The sequence below is a fragment of the Acerihabitans sp. genome (assembly GCF_036398755.1).
In the GTDB taxonomy this organism is placed as follows: domain Bacteria; phylum Pseudomonadota; class Gammaproteobacteria; order Enterobacterales; family Enterobacteriaceae; genus Acerihabitans.
The window spans coordinates 1-19,367 of record NZ_DASWOM010000108.1; the positions used below are offsets into that span (position 1 = coordinate 1).

Here is a 19,367-nt window from a genome sequence, read left to right on the forward strand (position 1 = left end):
CCAGTTCTTCGAGGGTGACCATTTCGAGTTGATACTGCTGAGGGGACGATTCTTTTAGCATCAGGATAAGCTCGTTTTTTAGCCTACCCCTATTAGATCAAAGTCCTGGCCAAAGGGCCAGGACTTTGTCAGCAGTCTGAAGGCGATGCTCAGCATCGCCTTTTAGTTTGCCTGTTACCCGCGGATCCGGGTTTAGTGGACCACGCCTTCCGCTTTGCGATTTTGCGCGCTGAGGAAGCGATAGCTCAGCTCTTTCTTGTCTTTGTTCAGCTCGACGGTTACCGAGCCGCCGTCGACCAGCGAACCGAACAGCAGTTCGTTCGCCAGCGGTTTCTTCAGGTTTTCCTGCATCACCCTGGCCATTGGCCGCGCGCCCATGGATTTGTCATAACCCTTGGTGGACAGCCAGTCGCGGGCTTCGTCGCTGACTTCCAGCGAAACGCCCTTGGCGTCGAGCTGCGCCTGCAGTTCCACGATAAACTTGTCCACCACCAGTTGGATAATTTCCGGCGATAAGTGATTAAACCAAATCACGTTATCCAAACGGTTGCGGAATTCAGGGGTGAAGATCTTCTTGATCTCGCCCATGGCATCGGTACTGTTATCCTGCTGTATCATCCCGATGGACTGGCGCGTGGTCTCCTGCACCCCGGCATTGGTGGTCATGACGACAATCACGTTGCGGAAATCCGCCTTGCGCCCGTTGTTGTCGGTCAGGGTACCGTTGTCCATTACCTGCAACAGCAGATTAAACACATCCGGATGCGCCTTCTCGATTTCATCAAGCAGCAATACCGCATGCGGGTGCTTGAGCACCGCGTCGGTCAACAGACCGCCCTGGTCGTAGCCGACATATCCCGGAGGCGCGCCGATCAGGCGGCTGACCGTATGGCGTTCCATATATTCGGACATATCAAAGCGCAGCAGTTCGATATCCAGCGCTTTTGCCAGTTGCACCGTGACTTCGGTCTTGCCCACCCCGGTCGGACCCGCGAACAGGAATGACCCGACCGGCTTATGGTCCTGGCCCAGCCCGGCGCGGCTCATCTTGATAGCCTCGGTCAGCGCCTCGATGGCTTTATCCTGCCCGAACACCAGCATCTTCAGGCGTTCGTTCAAATGCTTGAGCACATCGCGATCGCTGGACGAAACGGTTTTTTCCGGAATGCGCGCGATACGCGCCACCACCGATTCAATATCCGCCACGTTAACGGTCTTTTTACGTTTGCTCACCGGCATCAGCCGGCTGCGGGCGCCCGCTTCATCGATAACGTCGATGGCCTTGTCGGGCAAATGGCGATCGTTGATGTATTTCACCGCCAGCTCAACCGCCGCGCGCACCGCCTTGGCGGTATAACGCACGTCATGATGGGCCTCGTATTTCGGTTTAAGGCCGGTCAAGATCTGCACGGTTTCCTCAACCGAGGGCTCGGTAATATCGATTTTCTGGAAGCGACGCGCCAGCGCCCGATCCTTCTCGAAAATATTGCTGAATTCCTGGTAGGTGGTGGAACCCATAACGCGGATCTTGCCGCTGGAGAGCAGCGGTTTAATCAGGTTGGCCGCATCGACCTGGCCGCCCGAGGCGGCGCCGGCGCCGATGATGGTGTGGATTTCATCGATAAACAGAATGCTGTTTTTATCCGATTCAAGCTGCTTGAGCAGCGCTTTGAAACGCTTCTCGAAGTCGCCGCGGTATTTGGTGCCAGCCAGCAATGAGCCGATATCCAGCGAATAAATCGTGCAGTCGGCGATAACCTCGGGCACGTCCCCCTGGACGATGCGCCAGGCCAGGCCTTCGGCAATCGCCGTTTTGCCGACGCCGGACTCGCCCACCAGCAACGGGTTGTTTTTGCGCCGGCGGCATAACACCTGCACGGTACGTTCCAGCTCCCGCTCGCGGCCAATCAGGGGATCGATCCCGCCCACACGGGCGAGTTGGTTGAGATTGGTAGTGAAGTTTTCCATACGATCCTCCCCGCCTGCCTGCTCTTCATTAACCGGATTTTCAGGACCCGGCGCCTGTGTTTCATCTTTACGGGTGCCGTGGGAGATGAAATTGACGATATCAAGCCGGCTGACATCGTGCTTGCGCAACAGATATGCCGCCTGGGACTCCTGTTCGCTAAAAATGGCGACCAGGACATTGGCTCCGGAGACTTCACTGCGTCCAGAAGATTGCACGTGGAAAACCGCGCGCTGCAATACGCGCTGGAAACTGAGCGTAGGCTGCGTATCGCGCTCTTCGTCGCTGGTCGGTAAGGTTGGCGTGGTTTGTTCGATAAATGCTTCGAGCTCCTGGCGCAACGCCACCAGGTCAACCGTGCACGCCTCAAGCGCTTCCCTCGCCGAAGGGTTGCTGAGCAGGGCCAGCAACAGATGTTCCACGGTCATAAACTCATGCCGGTGCTCGCGCGCTCTGGCGAAAGCCATATTTAAACTGAGTTCCAGTTCTTGATTGAGCATTGGCACCTCCCCAAATTGATTGCCTGTTCAGGCCTTTTCCAGCGTACAAAGCAACGGATGCTCATTTTCCCGGGCATAACGATTAACATGAGCGGCTTTGGTTTCGGCGACTTCGGCGGTGTAGACTCCGCAGATAGCCTTGCCGTGATAATGAACCGTAAGCATCAGTTGCGTTGCACGTTCAACATCATAAGAAAAGAACTTTTGCAGCACGTCAATGACAAATTCCATCGGAGTGTAGTCGTCATTGATAAGTATAACTTTATACATTGATGGGGGTTTTACCGCATCTTTCAACAGGTCCTCGGCAAAATTCTGTTCGCCCGGCCTTTCACTAGTGTTGCCCATCGTCTTTCCGTCAGTACGTTTCTCTTTCTTGATATATCGTTGCGACCGCTTGGCTCTTCATGGCGCAACCCCATCATGATTATCAGTCTACCATCAGATGTTCAAAACAGCTGCCTGCTATAACCTATAACAATAATAGGATTTTGATTGCAGCCGGCGCCTTGAGATTTTGTCAAAAAAGCGTCAATATCGTTAACTGCTTCAAAGTTTAAGAATGTCATCAGCCAACTCCTCCAGCATCCTCTTGACCTGCGCTTCCTATCCTCTAGAGTGTACTTGCGTAAGCCGCTGCTGTTTTGACCAATCAGGCTTACGGCGTCAACAATCCTCATCACGTATAAGATTCGGTTGCGAGGGATGTAGAAGCATGGAGACGGGTAAAGTAAAATGGTTCAATAACGCCAAAGGTTTTGGGTTTATCTGTCCTGAAAGCGGCGGCGAGGATATATTTGCGCATTACTCAACAATCCAAATGGACGGTTATCGAACGCTCAAAGCCGGGCAAGTGGTCAGATTCGATGTTCATCAAGGTCCCAAGGGGAACCATGCGAGCCTGATTGTGCCTGTTGAAACCGAGACTGTTGCCTGATGACGCGCCTCGCGATTAATGCCTAATGATGCTAGTGAAATGCCAGTGATGCGCTGGCATTTTTTTTGCCGCCGGTCCCTGCATACTCAAGGTATAACATTTTTATTTTAAGACGCAAGCATAATTATGTGTGAGGCAATCACTATCTTGACTAATGATTTCCCGGCGCCCATCCGTGTCCATGGCGCCGGTTGACGCCGCTTAGCTGGAATCCCGCCTGAATAACATAAACCTATAGTAAACATATTATAATCTCTGGTTTATCTCGCCTCGACATTGACCTTCCGTTTAATAACATTTTGCTGAAATAGGCTTTTGTTTAAACCAGGTCATACAGATATGTCACAGCTTGTCACCAGTCTGGAAAAACCAGATACATTAACCGGTTGGCAATTGGCGCTTGCCCTGTTTCGCGGCAGGCGGGTACCGGGTATCGCATGGGAACATCCAGTCTACCGCTGCAAGTTTATGTTGCGCTATCTCTGCACGTTTAAACACTCCGCGCCCTGGCTGGCGTATCTGGCCCAGTCTCCGCTGCTGCCGCAGATGCTGGCCACGCAGCCGGGGTTGCCCTGCAAGCTGCATCGTCCCTACCTGGCGGCAAATATGAAGAGTGAACAACGTTTGGCGGCCCTGCTGTTCCATTACGACTACATCCAGTCGCATTTACCCAAGCCCTTGCTCAAGGGGCACATGTCGCGCGCGGGTGTCATCCTGGCGGAGCTGGAGGGAAAGAACGGCCAGCGCTTTTACCTGCGCTTCGACTCGCTGGACCATTTGAACCGCGAGGGCGAGGCCACCGTGCTGTTTTGCGATGAACAGGACGTCATGCTGGCCGAGATAACCTTTGCCTTTACCCCGGGACAGGGCGCCACCCTGTTTATCGGCGGCTTGCAGGGCGCGCGGCGGGACGTGGAGCATGAGACCATACAGCTTGCCACCAAGTCCTGCCACGGCCTGTTCCCCAAACGGCTGGCGCTGGAGGCGGTCATGCTGCTGGCATCCAACCTGGGCGTCGCCCGTATTCTTGCGGTCGGCAACGGCAGCCACATGTACCAGGATTTACGTTATAGCTGCAAAAAAAAGCGGTTCCTGCATGCTGATTACGACAATTTCTGGTTATCGCTTAATGGCCAAAGCAACGAACAGGGCTATTTCCAATTGCCGCTGTGCATTGCGCGTAAACCCCTAGACACATTGCCCAGTAAAAAACGCGCCGAATACCGGCGCCGCTATGATCTCCTGGACCAGCTCACCCGGCAAATCAACGCGCATTTCGTCAAGGATGAAAAACCGGCCATCTCCTGACGCCAGACGCCGCCGCCTTCCCGCTAAAAATGATCATCCGCGCGAACCGGGATTAACCCGCGCCTTTACAGCAATCCCGGTATTCGTTAGTTTAAGGCAGCGTTTCTTGCCGTGCAAAAGGATGTGACCCCGCCATGTATTCCGGCCTGCTGATAATTCTTATTCCCCTGATTCTCGGTTACCTGTTGCCGCGCCTGCGCCAACCGATACTGCGGGCCGTTAATCGCCTGTTGAGCGCCATGGTCTATATCATCCTTTTTTTCATGGGCATCAGCCTGGCTTTTCTGGATAACCTGGCCACCAACCTGTTAACGATCGCCTGGTATGCCGGCACCAGCGCCCTATGCATTCTGACGGTAAACGCCGCCGCGCTGTGGTGGCTGGAAAAACGCTCTCCCTGGACGACGCCGGGCCATCAGGAGGCGCCACCTTCCCGGCTGCGCATGGCCATGGATTCCCTCAAGCTTTGCCTGGTGGTGGTGGCGGGGTTCCTTATCGGCCTGACCCATTGGCACTGGCTCGGCGTCGCCTCCCGCGCCGGCGAATTCGCCCTGATCCTGCTGTTGCTGCTGGTGGGAATTCAATTGCGCAACAGCGGCATGACGCTGCGGCAAATCCTGCTGAACCGGCGCGGGGGCATCATCGCCCTGGTGGTGGCGGCCAGCGCCATGATCGGCGGCGCGGTCGCGGCATTGCTGCTGGGATTGCCCTTGCTTACCGGCCTGGCCATGGCTTCGGCTTTCGGCTGGTACTCGCTGTCGGGCATTTTAATGACCGACGCGTTTGGTCCGGTGGTGGGCAGCGCCGCATTTTTCAACGATCTGGTGCGCGAACTGCTGGCCATTATGCTGATTCCCGGACTGATGCGCCGCAGCCGCAGCGTCGCACTCGGCCTGTGCGGCGCCACGTCGATGGATTTCACGCTGCCGGTGCTGCAGCGCAGCGGAGGCCTGGAGGTGGTGCCGGCGGCCATTGTGCACGGCTTTTTATTAAGCCTGCTGGCACCGATTCTTATCGCGCTGTTTTCCGCCTGACAGGTCAGGTACTGCACTTCCCCGTTTAAAAGGACTAAGCTTTACCGGCATGGGATTTTTTTGTCTTAGTCCTGGCTCATTTCAAAGGGGAAAACCATGAAACAAACCGTTGCGGCAGCCATTGCCAAAACCTTGGAGCAAGCCGGCGTCAAGCGTATCTGGGGCGTTACCGGCGACTCGCTTAACGGCCTGAGCGACAGCCTTAATCGCATGGGCACCATTCAATGGATGGGCACCCGTCACGAAGAGGTAGCGGCCTTTGCCGCCGGGGCGGAAGCCCATGTCACCGGTCAACTGGCGGTGTGCGCCGGTTCCTGCGGACCGGGCAACCTGCATTTGATCAACGGTTTGTATGATTGCCACCGCAACCAGGTGCCGGTGCTGGCGATCGCCGCCCATATTCCCTCCAGCGAAATCGGCAGCGGCTATTTCCAGGAAACCCGCCCGCAAGAGCTGTTTCGCGAATGCAGCCATTACTGTGAATTGATCACAAATCCGGAGCAGCTTCCCCAGGTGCTGGGCATCGCCATGCGCAAGGCCATTCTTAACCGCGGCGTTTCGGTTATCGTGCTGCCCGGCGACGTGGCGCTGAAACCGGCGCCGGAAGACTATAAGCCGGAATGGTATGCGCCACAGCCGCCGCTGAGCGTCCCGCCGGTGGGAGAATTGGAAAAACTGGCCGCTATGCTGAACCAGGCGGAAAATATTACCTTGATGTGCGGCTGCGGCTGCGCCGGCGCCCATGACGAAGTGGTCAAGCTGGCGGGGCTGCTCAAGGCGCCGATCGTGCATGCGCTGCGGGGCAAGGAGCATTTGGAATGGGACAACCCCTATGACGTCGGCATGACCGGCCTGATTGGCTTCTCGTCCGGTTATCATGCCATGATGAACGCCGACACGCTGGTCCTGCTGGGCACCCGCTTCCCCTATCGCGCCTTCTATCCCACCCACGCCAATATCATCCAGATCGACATCGATCCGGGCAGCCTGGGCGCGCATTGCGCGGTGAACATGTCGCTTATCGGCGACGTGAAATCGACGCTGGCGGTATTGTTGCCGCGTCTGGCGGAAAAGACCACGCGTCATCATCTCGATCAGGCGTTGGCGCATTATCACGCGACCAGGGGCGATCTCGACGCGCTGGCCAAACCCAACGGCGACAAACCCATCCATCCGCAGTACGTGGCGCAGCAGGTAAGCCGCCTGGCGGCCCGCGACGCCATCTTTACCTGTGACGTGGGCACGCCGACCGTATGGGCGGCACGCTATCTGGAAATGAACGGCCAACGGCGGCTTATCGGCTCGTTCAACCATGGCTCCATGGCCAACGCCATGCCGCAGGCCCTGGGCGCGCAGGCGGCCTATCCCAAGCGGCAGGTGGTCGCCCTGTGCGGCGACGGCGGATTTACCATGCTGATGGGGGATTTTTTATCCATGGCGCAGATGAAGCTGCCGGTGAAGATCGTTATCTTCAACAATAGCGTACTGGGTTTCGTGGCGATGGAAATGAAGGCGGGCGGTTATCTGACCGATGGGACCGATCTGCAGAATCCTGATTTCGCCGCCATCGCCCGCGCCGCCGGCATCAAGGGCATCCGGGTGGAAAAATCCGCCGATCTCGACGCCGCGCTTAACGAGGCGTTCGCCACCGACGGACCGGTGGTGGTGGATGTAATTACCGCCAAGGAAGAGCTGGCCATGCCGCCGCAGATTAAATTTGAACAGGCAAAAGGTTTCAGCCTCTATATGCTGCGCGCCATTATTAACGGACGCGGCGATGAAGTGGTAGAATTGGCCAAAACCAACTGGCTGCGCTAGCGCCCGGCATGTTGCGTCCGGCGGGAATTCGCCCTGGCCGGGCGACGACGTCATTTGGGCGTGGGTCTTAACGCCCGTATCTAGAACGTAACGGAGTGAGCATGATTGATCTACGCAGTGATACCGTCACCTTGCCGAGCGATGCCATGCGCCGGTTAATGGCGTCAGCCGAGGTCGGCGATGACGTGTATGGCGACGATCCCACCGTGGCGGCGCTTGAAGCCGACGGCGCCCGCCTCGGCGCCAAGGAGGCGGCGCTGTTTTTCCCCAGCGGCACCCAGGCCAATCTGGTGGCGCTGCTGACCCATTGCCAGCGTGGCGAAGAGTACATCGTCGGCCAGCAGGCGCATAATTACCGTTTCGAGGCCGGCGGCGCCGCGGTACTGGGCAGTATCCAGCCACAGCCGCTGGAAGCCGACGCCGACGGCACCCTGCCGCTGGACAAAGTGGCGGCGGCCATCAAGCCCGATGATTTTCATTTCGCCCGCACGCGGCTGTTAAGCCTGGAAAATACCCATAACGGCAAAGTATTGCCGCAGGACTACCTGCGCCAGGCCTGGCAGTTTACCCGCGATCGCGGCCTGGCGCTGCATATCGACGGGGCGCGTATTTTTAACGCCGTGGCGTCGCTTGGGGTACCGCTTAGCGAAATAACGCAATATTGCGATACCCTGACCATCTGTTTATCAAAAGGATTGGGCGCGCCGGTGGGCTCGCTGCTGTGCGGCGGCGCGGATTATATCAGCCAGGCCAAGCGCTGGCGCAAAATGGTGGGCGGCGGGATGCGCCAGTCGGGGATCCTGGCGGCGGCCGGCCGCTATGCCTTGGAGCATAACGTGCGGCGGCTTGGCGAAGACCATGATAACGCCCGCTGGCTGGAGCAGCGGTTATCCGCGCTGGGCGTGGAAATCATCGCCCCGGGCGCGCAAACCAATATGCTGTTTATCCGCCAGCCGGCGGAATTAGCCGCCAAGCTCGGCCCCTGGATGAAACAGCATGATATCCTGATTGCCGCCGGCACGGTAACCCGGCTGGTCACCCATTTAAATACCAGCCGCGCCGATCTGGAGAAGGTGGTGGACTGCTGGCAGGCGTTCCTGCGGCATCAGGCGCAATTATCCGGCGCTCCGCTCACCGGCGTGTATTTCCAGTAGCGCATCCAGGATAGCCTCGGTTTCCGCGTCCGCCAGGCCGCGAAAATCCCGCGGGCGAAAATGCATCTGGAACGCCGCCAGCGCTTGTTGCCGGAGCGCCGACGGCAGTTCTGGCGAGACATCGTAGCCGTAGCGCGCCATCCGCGTCATCACGCCCGCCATCGCCACCCGCGCATCAGGGTCGCGCCCCGCCAGGAAATAATCTACCCGTTGCCTATCCGGCCAGACGCCGACGCCGGCCGCCGCCAATTGCCGCCAGGGGAATAACGGGCCGGGGTCCTGCTTGCGCCGCCAGGCGATATCACTGTGCCCCACCACATTGCCCGGCAGGATATGGTAACGGCTGACGATGTCCCGGCTTAGGGCTATCAGCAGCGCTATCTGCCGGGGCGGGTAGGACGTTGCGCGATAGCCCGCCAGGGTGGGTCGATAACCCTGGTTTTCGATTTCGATGCCAATCGAGGTATCGTTAAGATGGGTGCGGCCGCGCCAAAAACTCTCGCCCGCATGCCAGGCGCGACGGGATTCATCCACCAGCCGCAGCGCGGTGGGGACGCCCCGCGCCTGAGCGGACGATACGGGAATTAAATAGTGGGCGCTTACCTGCTCAGTGGTCAGGGTGCTTAGCGACGCGGCAAAATCCTCGGCGGTGTAATGGAGCACCAAAAACTGTATCCGCTCATCCGCGCCGCCGGCGCGCCGTGAATCGTCTATCCGGTAAGCCGTCTGGACGACCGGCGGTTTTATCCCCTGCTGGCAACCGGCGGTGCCGGCGCAAAGCAGGGCCAAACCAAGCCATAATGCCCTGGTCGATGCTCTAACGGCGCAAAAACCCGCGCCCCTGATGTTCAAATTACCAGCATCCATGAGAAATTTTATCCTGCAGAATGACCCTCTCCCGCAACAAATCGGCATAAAAATGCAGGGAATGAATTACGTCGGCTATTCTGTTTAAGTTTTGATTATACAGTCTACATGATAATACTGCCCTTTACTCATAAGGAAAGTGTGAATATCATGGCTCATTCTTGGTTTTTCCCAATTATCAACGTTTATCCCATTAAAGAAAGTATTTTTCCCGCAGTCTACAAAAACTTAACTGAAAATAGATTCGTAAAGTCCTTTGTGGCAATAAAAAATGTCTGTACCCTTACGGGCAAAACGTCAAATTTAAATAATGCTGACATTGTCGGCGACGCCGCTGACCCGGCAAATCGATTTTGTCATGCGCCTGGATATTCCCACCGGGAAACGGTGACGATACTGAAACAATGTATGTCCCGCCTGGTCGACTCATGCCGGAAGGTAAAAAATATTATTATGCACCGTGTCTTCTCACTCTCGTCACAACGTAGTTTTATGGACTTCCAAAAAAACCAACCGCCAAATAAAAAATCCTGTGATAAATTTACCGATAGCGCGGAAGATTACTACTCTCGGGTAATATTTAATAAATTACGCGATACTTTGCATAACCACATCAACACTAACGGAGGCACAAATGAGGCATGGAAGTCGCAAGAATCAAGGACCTATATTGGTGCCGTCATCAATAAAACCATAGATAAATATATAACCACAGATGAGGGGAAGCGTATTACCCAAACGCTTGGCATAAATGAATCAAGGAAAAGATGGTCTAATGAAATATATAAAAAGCTAAACTACAAAGACGGTTCAGGCCGTGAAAATGATATCCATAAACTTGCCAATCCCTCTATTTACAAAGCCGTTTTCGAATTTTTTGCCGATCCGGGCAATGAAATTGCCGATCCTTTGATTGGCAATGGCGTTAAAAAACTATGCAATGATGCCGAATTTATCTGGAAGATAAGCCACAGAGTCTATGTCGCGAAATTCAAGGATGTGCCTTCGCCTGAAAAAGTCATTGCCCAGACGCTCAATTATTTAAATAAACTGAAGCCGGCGCGGCCGCCGGAGCCTGAGATATCCTCTCCATCCGAGGGGAAACACGCCAAGGCCTATACCTCAGGCGCGACGTTTCTTAGTAAAAATTTCATGAACTTTCTTATGGGAATGATTGATAAAACAGTCGCATAAGGCCTCACGCAATCCTTGACCCAGAGTAGCAGCGCCGGGCGCGTTCGACTTCGCGCCGGGCCTCTCCCCGCCTTTAGCCAAACGTGCCCGCATGGGTACAACCATCTGATTTTTCACTATACTCGTTGATACTGATCTACCGCCATCCTCTATCATGCAGGTGAATAATGAAAAAAAATCTTTATGCCCTATTGCCGCTGGCATTTTTACTTGGCGCATGCACCCAGGTTGAACCGGCGTTCAAGGATATCGGCACCCGCAGCGCGCCCTGCGTCGACGGCGGGCCCGATGAGGTGGCGCAGGCGTTCTACACCCTGCGCATTGCACAGCCGCAGGGGAAACCCACCGCCGCGCAGTTGGGACAATACCGCCCTTATCTCAGCGAACGCCTGTTCCAGGTGCTGACCGCCGACCGCAAGGCGCAGGCTAAGCTTGGCGCCTTGCCGCCTGGCGATATCTTCAGCAGCAAAGCCGACGGCCCGTCGGCCGCGGAGGTTCATAGCGCCTCGCATATCCTGAATACCGATGCGAAAAATATCCCCCTGCGCGTCGATCTGAGCCGCGTCCAGAGCGGCGGCGGCCAGACGGTACATTGGCAGGATGAGGTGCTGATGATCCGCGAAGGCACCTGCTGGGCGATCGACGACGTGCGTTACCTGGGCACCTTATCCGCCCATCCCGCCGGCACCCTGCGCCAGACGCTGGAAGAGCGCTAGCCGATCGCCGGCAGCCTTTCCGGCTGCCGGCGGCGTCCGCTGCCAGGATGTCCGCCACCCGTTGCGTTAAAAGTCAGCACATCGCGGTCATCCGCCGGTGAGGCATGACGTTTTGTGCTGTTCGTGATATTATTACGCTCCTAAATGTAAATTTTAATCACGGCAGATTGCATCGGGCGGCTGTCGACGTTAACATCTGCCGCCTTAATGGCTATTCAGTTTCTTCGCATGAGTATTCAACTAAACCGCATTGACTGTTTTTACGGCGCCACCCAGGCACTGTTTGATATTACCCTTGACTGCCCGGCGGGAGAAACGCTGGTGCTGCTCGGCCCCAGCGGCGCGGGTAAAAGCTCCCTACTGCGGGTACTCAACCTGTTGGAGATGCCGCGCGCCGGTCAGTTGGCGATCGCCGGCAACCAGTTCGATTTTCACCATGCGCCGGGCGAGAAAGCCATTCGCGAGCTGCGGCAAAATGTCGGCATGGTGTTCCAGCAATATAATCTCTGGCCGCATCTCACGGTGCGACAGAATTTGATCGAGGCGCCCTGCCGGGTACTGGCCCTGTCGCGCGCCGTGGCCGACAAACGCGCGGACAAACTGCTTGATCGCCTGCGTTTAACCGATTTTGCCGATCGTTTTCCCCTGCATCTGTCCGGCGGTCAGCAGCAGCGGGTGGCGATAGCCAGGGCGTTGATGATGGAACCGCAGGTGCTGCTGTTTGATGAGCCTACCGCGGCGCTGGACCCGGAAATAACCGCACAAATCGTCAGCATCATTCGTGAACTGGCCCAAACCGGCATCACGCAGGTGATTGTGACGCATGAAGTAGAGGTAGCGCGTAAGACTGCCAGCCGCATCGTGTATATGGAAAACGGCCGCATTGTGGAACAAGGCGATGCCACGCATTTCGCCGCCCCCCACACCGAGGCGTTTGCTCACTATTTGTCGCATTAATTGTTGGAATAAAAAAATGAAAAAATTGATAATTGCCGCGGTACTGGCAGGGATCGCATCTTCCGCCGCCGCGGCGCAGACCATTCGTTTTGCCACCGAAGCCTCCTACCCGCCGTTTGAGTTTGTCGATGCCAATAATAAAATCCAGGGGTTTGATATCGATTTGGCCAATGCGTTATGCAAACAGATTCAAGCCGAATGCACCTTTACCAACCAGGCTTTCGACAGCCTGATCCCAAGCCTCAAATTCCGTCGTTTCGACGCGGTGATCTCGGGTATGGATATCACGCCGGACCGTTTGCAGCAGGTGACTTTCAGCCAGCCTTATTATGAAAATTCCGCCATTTTCGTGGCGCAAAAAGGCAAATTCACCGATCTGGCCTCGTTGAAAGATAAGCGTGTCGGCATGCAGAACGGCTCCACCCATCAGAAATTCCTGCTGGATAAACATCCGGAAATCACCGCCGTGCCTTACGACAGCTATCAGAACGCCATCCTGGACCTGAAAAACGGTCGTTTGGACGCCGTCTTCGGCGATACCGCCGTGGTCAATGAATGGCTGAAGAAAGACGCCGACCTGGCCACCGTCGGGGACAAGATCACCGATAAAGCCTATTTCGGCACCGGCCTGGGCATCGCCATGCGGCTGAACAATAATGAGCTGCGCGACCAGTTCAACGGCGCGCTGGAAAAAGTCAAACAGGACGGCACCTACCAGGTTATCTACCAGAAATGGTTTAAGCAGTAATCGCCCTTCATGAATGAACTTCAACCGATAGCCAGCGCCGCCGGGACCACCGTCGGCCTGGCGTTATGCGCGCTGGTGGCCGGACTGTTGCTGGCGATGTGTTTTGCCGCCTGGGAATCCGCCCGCTGGAAGTGGCTGGGGCTTATCGGCACCGCCGTGGTGACGCTGCTGCGCGGCCTGCCGGAAATCCTGGTGGTGCTGTTTATTTATTTCGGCGCGTCGCAGCTGCTGGTAACGCTTGCCGACGGCGTTAGCCTCGACCTGCTGGTGGCGCGCATTCCGGTGCGCCTGCCCATCGATAATTTCAACGTCAGCCCCTTTGTCTGCGGCGTTATCGCCTTGGCATTGCTGTATGCCGCCTATGCGTCGCAAACGCTGCGCGGCGCGCTGAAAGCCATACCGCAGGGGCAGTGGGAGTCCGGCCAGGCGCTGGGCATGAAAAAAAGCACGGTCTTTTTCCGTCTGGTGATGCCGCAGATGTGGCGCCATGCGCTGCCCGGCCTGGGTAATCAATGGCTGGTGCTGTTGAAAGACACCGCGCTGGTCTCGCTGATAAGCGTTAACGACCTGATGCTGCAAACCAAGAGCATCGTCAGCTTTACCCAGCAGCCGTTTACCTGGTACCTGGTCGCGGCGGCGGTTTACCTGATCATCACCCTGCTTAGCCAGATTATCCTGCGGGCGTTGGAACGTCGCGCCACCCGCTTTGAAACGAGGGCTTCCTGATGCTGGCCTACCTGCCCGAGCTGCTCAAGGGCCTGCCCACCAGCTTGACGCTGACGCTGTGCGCCATCGTCATTGCCTTGCTGCTGGCGCTGCTGTTTACCCTGGTTATCAGCCTTAAGACCCCGGTCCTGACGCCGTTAATCAGGATTTACATCACCTTGTTTACCGGCACCCCGCTGCTGGTGCAGATTTTTTTGATTTATTACGGACCGGGTCAATTCGCCGCCCTGCGCGCCATTCCCTGGCTATGGGCGCTGGTCTCGCAGCCGTGGCTGTGCGCCATGGTGGCGCTGGCGCTTAACAGCGCCGCCTACAGCACCCAGCTTTTCACCGGCGCCGTGCGCGCCATTCCCGCCGGACAGTGGCAGTCATGCGCGGCGCTCGGCATGTCGCGCATGCAATCCCTGCGCTTGTTGATGCCCTTCGCCATTAAACGGGCGCTGTCGTCATACTCGAATGAAGTGGTGCTGGTATTCAAAAGTACGTCATTGGCCTACACCATTACGCTGATGGACATCATGGGGCACGGGCAGCTCATGTATGGCCGCACCTACGACGTCATGGTATTCGGCGCGGCGGGTATTATCTATCTGTGCGTTAACGGCGTGCTGACCCTGCTGATGCGTTTGATCGAGCACCGGGCATTACGGTTCGAGCGGCGCAACTGACGGCCGGCGCCGCAGCAAGACCAGCGTTTCGTAATGGGCGGTATGCGCAAACATGTCGAATAACTGCGCCTTGACGATGTGGTAAGCCGGTAGGGCGCCCAGGTCCCTGGCCAGGGTTTCCGCCTGGCAGCTGGAGTAAAGGATATAGGCCGGGGCCATGTCGTCAAGATAGTTGCATAAATCCGCGCCAATGCCGCGCCGGGGCGGATTGACCAGCACCAGATCGGGAACCTCTGCCCGCGAACGGGCGAACTGCGTGGAATCCAGCGCCTGGAAGCGCACCTGGGTCAACCCCATCAGCGCTGCCGACTGGCGCGCGCCGGCTATCGCCTCGGCGCTTATTTCAATGCCGGTCAGGCGGATATCCGGCCCCGCGCAGTGCAGCCCAAAGCCCCCCACCCCGCAAAAAAGATCCCACAGGCTGCCTATCCCAAGCTCGCGCACCCACTGCCGCGCGGTGGCATACAGCCGGGCGGCGACCGCCGGATTGGTCTGGAAAAATCCGCGCGGACGGATAAACAGCGGCACATCATTAAGCCACTCGACAAGCGACGCGTCGTCGCTCAGGATGATTTCGGTTTCGCCCTCGAGGATGGCCATGTGCACCGGCTGGATATTCGCGGATATGACCCGCAGTTGGGGCAATTGCGCGCGCAGCCAGGGCAGCTGCGCGCGCAGCCCCGTCAGTTTGGCGTCCGACCGCAGCACGAAGCGCAGCATCATGCCGCCGTCATGGCGGCTTTCGGTCAACAGCAGGAATTTGAGTTCCCCCCGTCGGCGCGCCACATTGTAGGGCGTCAGGCCGGCGCGGGCGATGAAGGTTTTCAGCAGCGCGAAAACCGGGACGAAGGACGCGGGATAGAGCGGGCAGGCGCACAGGTCAAGCGGCTGGCCGTTGCGCGCCACGATGCCCAGCACCGGGCGCTCCACGCTGCCGCTGACCACCATCTTGGCTTTATTGCGAAACGCCGTCTGCGGCGAGGCGACCGGCGCCAGCCATTGCCCGACCGGCATGGCCGACAGCAGCCCGGCCAGGGCGGCCTGTTTGTCCGCCAGCTGCCGGGCGTAGGGCTTATCCAGCCACTGGCAGGATTGGCAACCATCGACGCTCGAGAGCTCGCAATGCATAATTTTTCCGGCCGGTTAAACGGGCACGCATTGTACCATCGGTTGCGCGTAAAAATCACCGGCCGCGTTTAAAAAAGCGCCGGCTGGAGAGCGGCGCGAATAATAACAGCATGATCACGATATCCGGCAATTTATGCATCAGGAGTTCGCCTGCGATCTCAGCCGCGCTATTGCCCGAGAGGGCGAACATTTCGGGATAAAAGCCGTTCCAGGTGGCCAGGAATAAATAGCCGGCGCTCAGGCCCTGGCATACGACAAAATACCAGCGCGACCAGCCAAGACCGCGCATCACCGCAAAGCCGCAGCGCAATTCGACAAACAGCACGGTCAGGCTTGCCAGGAACAGCAGCGTCAAATCCCACGAGCGGCTGCTGGTATCGATAAAACTGCGCACCCCCTCCACACCCAGGCTATTGGTCAACATCAGCATGCCCAGGCAGCGGGTGGCGACGATGGCGCTGCCGGCAATCAATACCGCCACCGGCGCGTTGCCGCGCAATCGCGTCCTTTGCGCCGCAACCCGCTTTAGAAGGCGCAAATGCAGGTACTCGGTATTGCCGCCCCTTAGGATCTCCGACATGGTCCTTCTCCTTGTAATTTCGCCATATTAAACAGCGGTACCAGGATAAAGACTAGCAGTAATCAGCGCATTCAGCCACGTAACGCCCGCCGTCGATCCCGTTGGCGCTGTTTTTCGGCGCGGGACATCAGCCACCAGGCGATCAGGCCGATAATCCCGACCACGCCCAGGATGATGGTGGCCAGGGCATTGATTTCCGGATTGACCCCCATCCTGACGCTTGAGAATACCAGCATCGGCAAGGTGGTGGCCCCGGGACCGGCGACAAAACTGGCAATCACCAGATCGTCCAGCGACAGGGTAAAGGCCAGCAGCCAGCCGGAGACAATGGCCGGCGCAATCATCGGCAGCGTGATGATAAAAAACACCTTGATGGGCGTGGCGCCGAGATCGAGAGCGGCTTCCTCAATGGATTCATCCAGCTCGCGCAGCCTGGAATTCACCACCACCGCCACATAGGCGGTACAAAACGTCACGTGCGCCAGCCAGATGGTGAACATGCCGCGCTCCGCCGGCCAGCCGATGGCGTGCCCGAGCGCCACGAACAGCAGCAGCAGCGACAGGCCGGTTATCACATCCGGCATTACCAGCGGCGCGGTCAGCATAAAGGCAAAGCCGGTGGCGCCGCGAAAGCGGCCGAAACGCACGATCACCACCGCCGCCAGGGTACCGAGGATCACCGCCATGGTGGCGGTGGCGGCCGCCAGCGTCAGGCTAAGCGACACGGCGCTGAGCATCGCGTCGTCATTGATCAGCACCCCATACCACTGCGTCGACCATCCGGCCCACACCGTGACCAGTTTGGAGCTGTTGAACGAATAGATCACCAGCATCAGCATCGGCGCGTACAGAAATGTAAAGCCGATAATCAAAATCACGATGCGCCACGGCGAGCGTATGACGGGTAGCGTATTCATGCATGGTCCCCCAGGGTTTTATTCTGATGTTTATGGAACCACATTATCGGCGCAATCAGCAGCAGCAGCATGATGACCGCCACCGCGGACGCCACCGGCCAATCACGGTTGTTAAAGAATTCCTGCCATAAAATCCGCCCGATCATGATGCTGTCGGGACCGCCCAGCAATTCCGGTATCACGTATTCACCCACCGCGGGAATAAACACCAGCATCGAGCCGGCGATGATGCCGCCTTTGGTCAAGGGCACGATGACCTGGAAAAAGGTTTTCAGCGGGCGGGCGCCGAGATCGAGTGATGCCTCCACCAGGGAATAATCCAGCCGGGTCAGGGCGGTATAAATAGGCAGGATCATAAACGGCAGATAGGCATACACCACGCCGATATACACCGCCAGATTGGTATGCAGGATAACCAAAGGCCGATCGATAACGCCAAGCCATAGCAGGACGTTATTGAGGATGCCGTTGTTTTTCAGGATCCCCATCCAGGCGTAGACCCGGATCAAAAAGGACGTCCACGACGGCAGGATAACCAGCAGCAGCAAGATATTGCGCGTAGAGGGTTTGCTGTGCGCCACCGCCCAGGCCATCGGGTAGCCTATCAGCAGGCAGAAAAAGGTGGAAACCGCCGCCACCTGCAACGATTGCAGATAGGCCTCGATATACAGCGGATCGTCCAGCAGTTGCAGATAATTAGCCAGGTTGAGGGAAATATCCAGCTTGCCGTCCAACCAGCTGACCAGGTCGGTATAAGGCGGGATGGCGCGGGCCATCTCCGCCATGCTTATTTTGAAAACGATCAGAAAGGGCAGCAAAAACAGCAGCAGCAGCCACAGGTAGGGCAGGAAAATCACCGCCTTGCGACCATGACGCATTTGCAGCCTTGTTAAGATGCGCGGGGTGTTGGCCCCCTCGATGGCCGGCGGGGGCGGTAACTTCTGGTCAGAAACAGACATGATTTATCCCCTGCCCTACACCGTCAGCACAACACAGCTGTCCGCATCCCAGCAAAGACGCACTTCATCTCCCCAGGTCGGCGTGCCTTTGCGGTAACGGTGCGCATTTTGCAGCTGCGCGCTGATGGTCTGGCCGCTTTGCAGCAGCACGTGGTAAATGGAAAGATCGCCCAGATAGGCGATATTGACCACCTCGCCGACGGCGAAGTTAACGCCGTCCTCCGGCACCTCGTCGCACAACATGATTTTTTCCGGCCGCAGCGCCACATGCACCGGCACGCCGTCGACCACCGAGACATCGGAGTTCACCTGGAGCGGATGCACCAGGCCGGGACTTTGGATAATCAGCGCGTCATCGTGGCGTTCCACCAGCAGGCCATCGAACATATTGACCGAACCAATGAATTCGGCGCTGAAACGGCTGTTGGGGTGCTCATAAATGTCTTCCGGCTCGCCGATTTGCACGAACTTGCCCCGGTTCATAATGGCGATGCGCCCGGCCATGGTCATGGCCTCTTCCTGATCGTGGGTCACCATGACGCAGGTCACCCCGACGCGTTCAAGGATATCCACCACCTCAAGCTGCATCCGGTCGCGCAGTTTTTTATCCAGCGCCCCCATCGGTTCGTCAAGCAGCAATAACTTTGGCCGTTTTGCCAGGCTGCGCGCCAGGGCCACGCGCTGGCGCTGGCCGCCGGAAAGCTGATGAGGCCTGCGGGCGGCGAATTCCTGCATATGCACCATCGCCAGCATCTCCGCCACGCGTTGTTTAATCTCGGCGCGCGGCAGTTTATCCTGCTTGAGCCCGAAGGCAATATTCTGCTCCACCGTCATATGCGGAAAAAGCGCATAGGACTGGAACATCATATTAATGGGCCGCTGGTACGGCGGCATATGGGACAGATCCTGTCCATCGAGCACAATCTGCCCATGGGTCGGTTGTTCAAAACCCGCAAGCATCCGCAACAGCGTGGATTTACCACAGCCTGACGCGCCCAATAAAGCAAACATTTCCCCTTTATAGATCGTCAAACTGACATCATCGACCGCCGTTTCGCCGTCGAAGGTTTTGGTCAAATTGCGAATCTCCAGTAATGGCGTCACCATTTTCTGGGTTTTGGGCTGTGGGCGGGGTATGGCATCGTTCACTAACATGACTCTCCGGAACAGAAGAAACGGATAAGAGTTAA

19 protein-coding genes are annotated in these 19,367 nt (G+C 57.2%); 11 read left to right on the forward strand and 8 right to left on the reverse strand.

From position 1 onward, the window contains the following. Positions 1–192: 192 nt before the first annotated feature. Together clpA and clpS are read right to left on the reverse strand one after the other, a co-directional pair. Positions 193–2,466 (reverse strand): ATP-dependent Clp protease ATP-binding subunit ClpA, encoded by a 2,274-nt coding sequence (gene clpA / locus VGC33_RS18090; protein ID WP_331122168.1) that lies wholly within the window; start codon positions 2,464–2,466, stop codon positions 193–195. 27 nt (positions 2,467–2,493) lie between these two features. Then, on the reverse strand, positions 2,494–2,814 hold the full coding sequence (gene clpS, locus VGC33_RS18095) for an ATP-dependent Clp protease adapter ClpS (protein ID WP_331122169.1): 321 nt from the start codon (positions 2,812–2,814) through the stop codon (positions 2,494–2,496). A 367-nt stretch (positions 2,815–3,181) separates the two neighbouring features. Between clpS and cspD the strand changes: the two genes are divergently transcribed. From cspD to ltaE, 5 genes are all read left to right on the forward strand, one after another. Beyond that, a complete protein-coding gene (gene cspD / locus VGC33_RS18100) occupies positions 3,182–3,403 on the forward strand; it encodes a cold shock-like protein CspD (protein WP_132922666.1) in 222 nt (73 codons plus the stop codon). A 339-nt stretch (positions 3,404–3,742) separates the two neighbouring features. Continuing rightward, positions 3,743–4,711, forward strand: a complete 969-nt coding sequence (locus tag VGC33_RS18105; RefSeq protein WP_331122170.1) for a VirK/YbjX family protein — start codon at positions 3,743–3,745, stop codon at positions 4,709–4,711. 134 nt (positions 4,712–4,845) lie between these two features. Beyond that, entirely contained in the window at positions 4,846–5,745 is a 900-nt protein-coding gene (locus VGC33_RS18110) for a LysO family transporter (RefSeq protein ID WP_331122171.1), read from the forward strand. A 96-nt stretch (positions 5,746–5,841) separates the two neighbouring features. Then, positions 5,842–7,563 carry a ubiquinone-dependent pyruvate dehydrogenase gene (gene poxB / locus VGC33_RS18115; RefSeq protein ID WP_331122172.1) on the forward strand — a complete coding sequence of 574 codons (1,722 nt, stop codon included), beginning with the start codon at positions 5,842–5,844 and terminating at the stop codon, positions 7,561–7,563. A gap of 101 nt (positions 7,564–7,664) precedes the next feature. After that, on the forward strand, positions 7,665–8,717 hold the full coding sequence (gene ltaE / locus VGC33_RS18120; RefSeq protein WP_331122173.1) for a low-specificity L-threonine aldolase: 1,053 nt from the start codon (positions 7,665–7,667) through the stop codon (positions 8,715–8,717). On the opposite strand, the gene VGC33_RS18125 is transcribed toward ltaE, so the two are convergent. Next, positions 8,679–9,584, reverse strand: coding sequence for an N-acetylmuramoyl-L-alanine amidase (locus VGC33_RS18125; RefSeq protein ID WP_331122174.1), 906 nt, complete (start codon positions 9,582–9,584; stop codon positions 8,679–8,681). The two genes, ltaE and VGC33_RS18125, sit on opposite strands and share 39 nt — an antisense overlap. 150 nt (positions 9,585–9,734) lie before the next feature. Between VGC33_RS18125 and VGC33_RS18130 the strand changes: the two genes are divergently transcribed. From VGC33_RS18130 to artM, 6 genes are all read left to right on the forward strand, one after another. Further along, positions 9,735–10,778, forward strand: coding sequence for a hypothetical protein (locus VGC33_RS18130; RefSeq protein WP_331122175.1), 1,044 nt, complete (start codon positions 9,735–9,737; stop codon positions 10,776–10,778). A 167-nt stretch (positions 10,779–10,945) separates the two neighbouring features. Continuing rightward, a complete protein-coding gene (locus tag VGC33_RS18135; RefSeq protein ID WP_414636958.1) occupies positions 10,946–11,494 on the forward strand; it encodes a lipoprotein in 549 nt (182 codons plus the stop codon). A gap of 228 nt (positions 11,495–11,722) precedes the next feature. After that, positions 11,723–12,451: an arginine ABC transporter ATP-binding protein ArtP gene (gene artP, locus VGC33_RS18140; protein WP_331122176.1), complete on the forward strand. Its 729-nt coding sequence runs from the start codon at positions 11,723–11,725 to the stop codon at positions 12,449–12,451. Between the two features lie 16 nt (positions 12,452–12,467). After that, positions 12,468–13,199: an arginine ABC transporter substrate-binding protein gene (locus VGC33_RS18145; RefSeq protein WP_331122177.1), complete on the forward strand. Its 732-nt coding sequence runs from the start codon at positions 12,468–12,470 to the stop codon at positions 13,197–13,199. 9 nt (positions 13,200–13,208) lie between these two features. Next, positions 13,209–13,925, forward strand: a complete 717-nt coding sequence (gene artQ, locus VGC33_RS18150; RefSeq protein ID WP_331122178.1) for an arginine ABC transporter permease ArtQ — start codon at positions 13,209–13,211, stop codon at positions 13,923–13,925. Further along, complete coding sequence (gene artM / locus VGC33_RS18155; protein WP_331122179.1) at positions 13,925–14,593, forward strand: arginine ABC transporter permease ArtM; 669 nt, start codon at positions 13,925–13,927, stop codon at positions 14,591–14,593. The genes artQ and artM overlap by 1 nt, the downstream gene beginning before the upstream one ends. Here the strand turns inward: artM and rlmC are convergent. From rlmC to potG, 5 genes are all read right to left on the reverse strand, one after another. After that, positions 14,570–15,721 carry a 23S rRNA (uracil(747)-C(5))-methyltransferase RlmC gene (gene rlmC / locus VGC33_RS18160; protein WP_331122180.1) on the reverse strand — a complete coding sequence of 384 codons (1,152 nt, stop codon included), beginning with the start codon at positions 15,719–15,721 and terminating at the stop codon, positions 14,570–14,572. The two genes, artM and rlmC, sit on opposite strands and share 24 nt — an antisense overlap. Positions 15,722–15,776: 55 nt before the next feature. Continuing rightward, positions 15,777–16,301, reverse strand: coding sequence for a YbjO family protein (locus tag VGC33_RS18165; RefSeq protein WP_331122181.1), 525 nt, complete (start codon positions 16,299–16,301; stop codon positions 15,777–15,779). Positions 16,302–16,372: 71 nt separating this feature from the next. Further along, positions 16,373–17,218: a putrescine ABC transporter permease PotI gene (gene potI, locus VGC33_RS18170; protein ID WP_331122182.1), complete on the reverse strand. Its 846-nt coding sequence runs from the start codon at positions 17,216–17,218 to the stop codon at positions 16,373–16,375. Continuing rightward, the gene (gene potH, locus VGC33_RS18175; protein ID WP_331122183.1) at positions 17,215–18,177 is read right to left on the reverse strand and encodes a putrescine ABC transporter permease PotH; all 963 of its coding nucleotides are present in this window, start codon (positions 18,175–18,177) and stop codon (positions 17,215–17,217) included. Before potH ends, potI begins: the two co-directional genes overlap by 4 nt. Positions 18,178–18,192: 15 nt before the next feature. Then, a complete protein-coding gene (potG, locus tag VGC33_RS18180; protein WP_331122209.1) occupies positions 18,193–19,326 on the reverse strand; it encodes a putrescine ABC transporter ATP-binding subunit PotG in 1,134 nt (377 codons plus the stop codon). Positions 19,327–19,367 lie beyond the last annotated feature (41 nt).

Coding starts and splice junctions, on each gene's coding strand:
- clpA (WP_331122168.1), bottom strand. CDS start 2,466: ATGCTCAATCAAGAACTGGAACTCAGTTTAAATATGGCTTTCGCCAGA.
- clpS (WP_331122169.1), bottom strand. CDS start 2,814: ATGGGCAACACTAGTGAAAGGCCGGGCGAACAGAATTTTGCCGAGGAC.
- cspD (WP_132922666.1), top strand. CDS start 3,182: ATGGAGACGGGTAAAGTAAAATGGTTCAATAACGCCAAAGGTTTTGGG.
- VGC33_RS18105 (WP_331122170.1), top strand. CDS start 3,743: ATGTCACAGCTTGTCACCAGTCTGGAAAAACCAGATACATTAACCGGT.
- VGC33_RS18110 (WP_331122171.1), top strand. CDS start 4,846: ATGTATTCCGGCCTGCTGATAATTCTTATTCCCCTGATTCTCGGTTAC.
- poxB (WP_331122172.1), top strand. CDS start 5,842: ATGAAACAAACCGTTGCGGCAGCCATTGCCAAAACCTTGGAGCAAGCC.
- ltaE (WP_331122173.1), top strand. CDS start 7,665: ATGATTGATCTACGCAGTGATACCGTCACCTTGCCGAGCGATGCCATG.
- VGC33_RS18125 (WP_331122174.1), bottom strand. CDS start 9,584: ATGGATGCTGGTAATTTGAACATCAGGGGCGCGGGTTTTTGCGCCGTT.
- VGC33_RS18130 (WP_331122175.1), top strand. CDS start 9,735: ATGGCTCATTCTTGGTTTTTCCCAATTATCAACGTTTATCCCATTAAA.
- VGC33_RS18135 (WP_414636958.1), top strand. CDS start 10,946: ATGAAAAAAAATCTTTATGCCCTATTGCCGCTGGCATTTTTACTTGGC.
- artP (WP_331122176.1), top strand. CDS start 11,723: ATGAGTATTCAACTAAACCGCATTGACTGTTTTTACGGCGCCACCCAG.
- VGC33_RS18145 (WP_331122177.1), top strand. CDS start 12,468: ATGAAAAAATTGATAATTGCCGCGGTACTGGCAGGGATCGCATCTTCC.
- artQ (WP_331122178.1), top strand. CDS start 13,209: ATGAATGAACTTCAACCGATAGCCAGCGCCGCCGGGACCACCGTCGGC.
- artM (WP_331122179.1), top strand. CDS start 13,925: ATGCTGGCCTACCTGCCCGAGCTGCTCAAGGGCCTGCCCACCAGCTTG.
- rlmC (WP_331122180.1), bottom strand. CDS start 15,721: ATGCATTGCGAGCTCTCGAGCGTCGATGGTTGCCAATCCTGCCAGTGG.
- VGC33_RS18165 (WP_331122181.1), bottom strand. CDS start 16,301: ATGTCGGAGATCCTAAGGGGCGGCAATACCGAGTACCTGCATTTGCGC.
- potI (WP_331122182.1), bottom strand. CDS start 17,218: ATGAATACGCTACCCGTCATACGCTCGCCGTGGCGCATCGTGATTTTG.
- potH (WP_331122183.1), bottom strand. CDS start 18,177: ATGTCTGTTTCTGACCAGAAGTTACCGCCCCCGCCGGCCATCGAGGGG.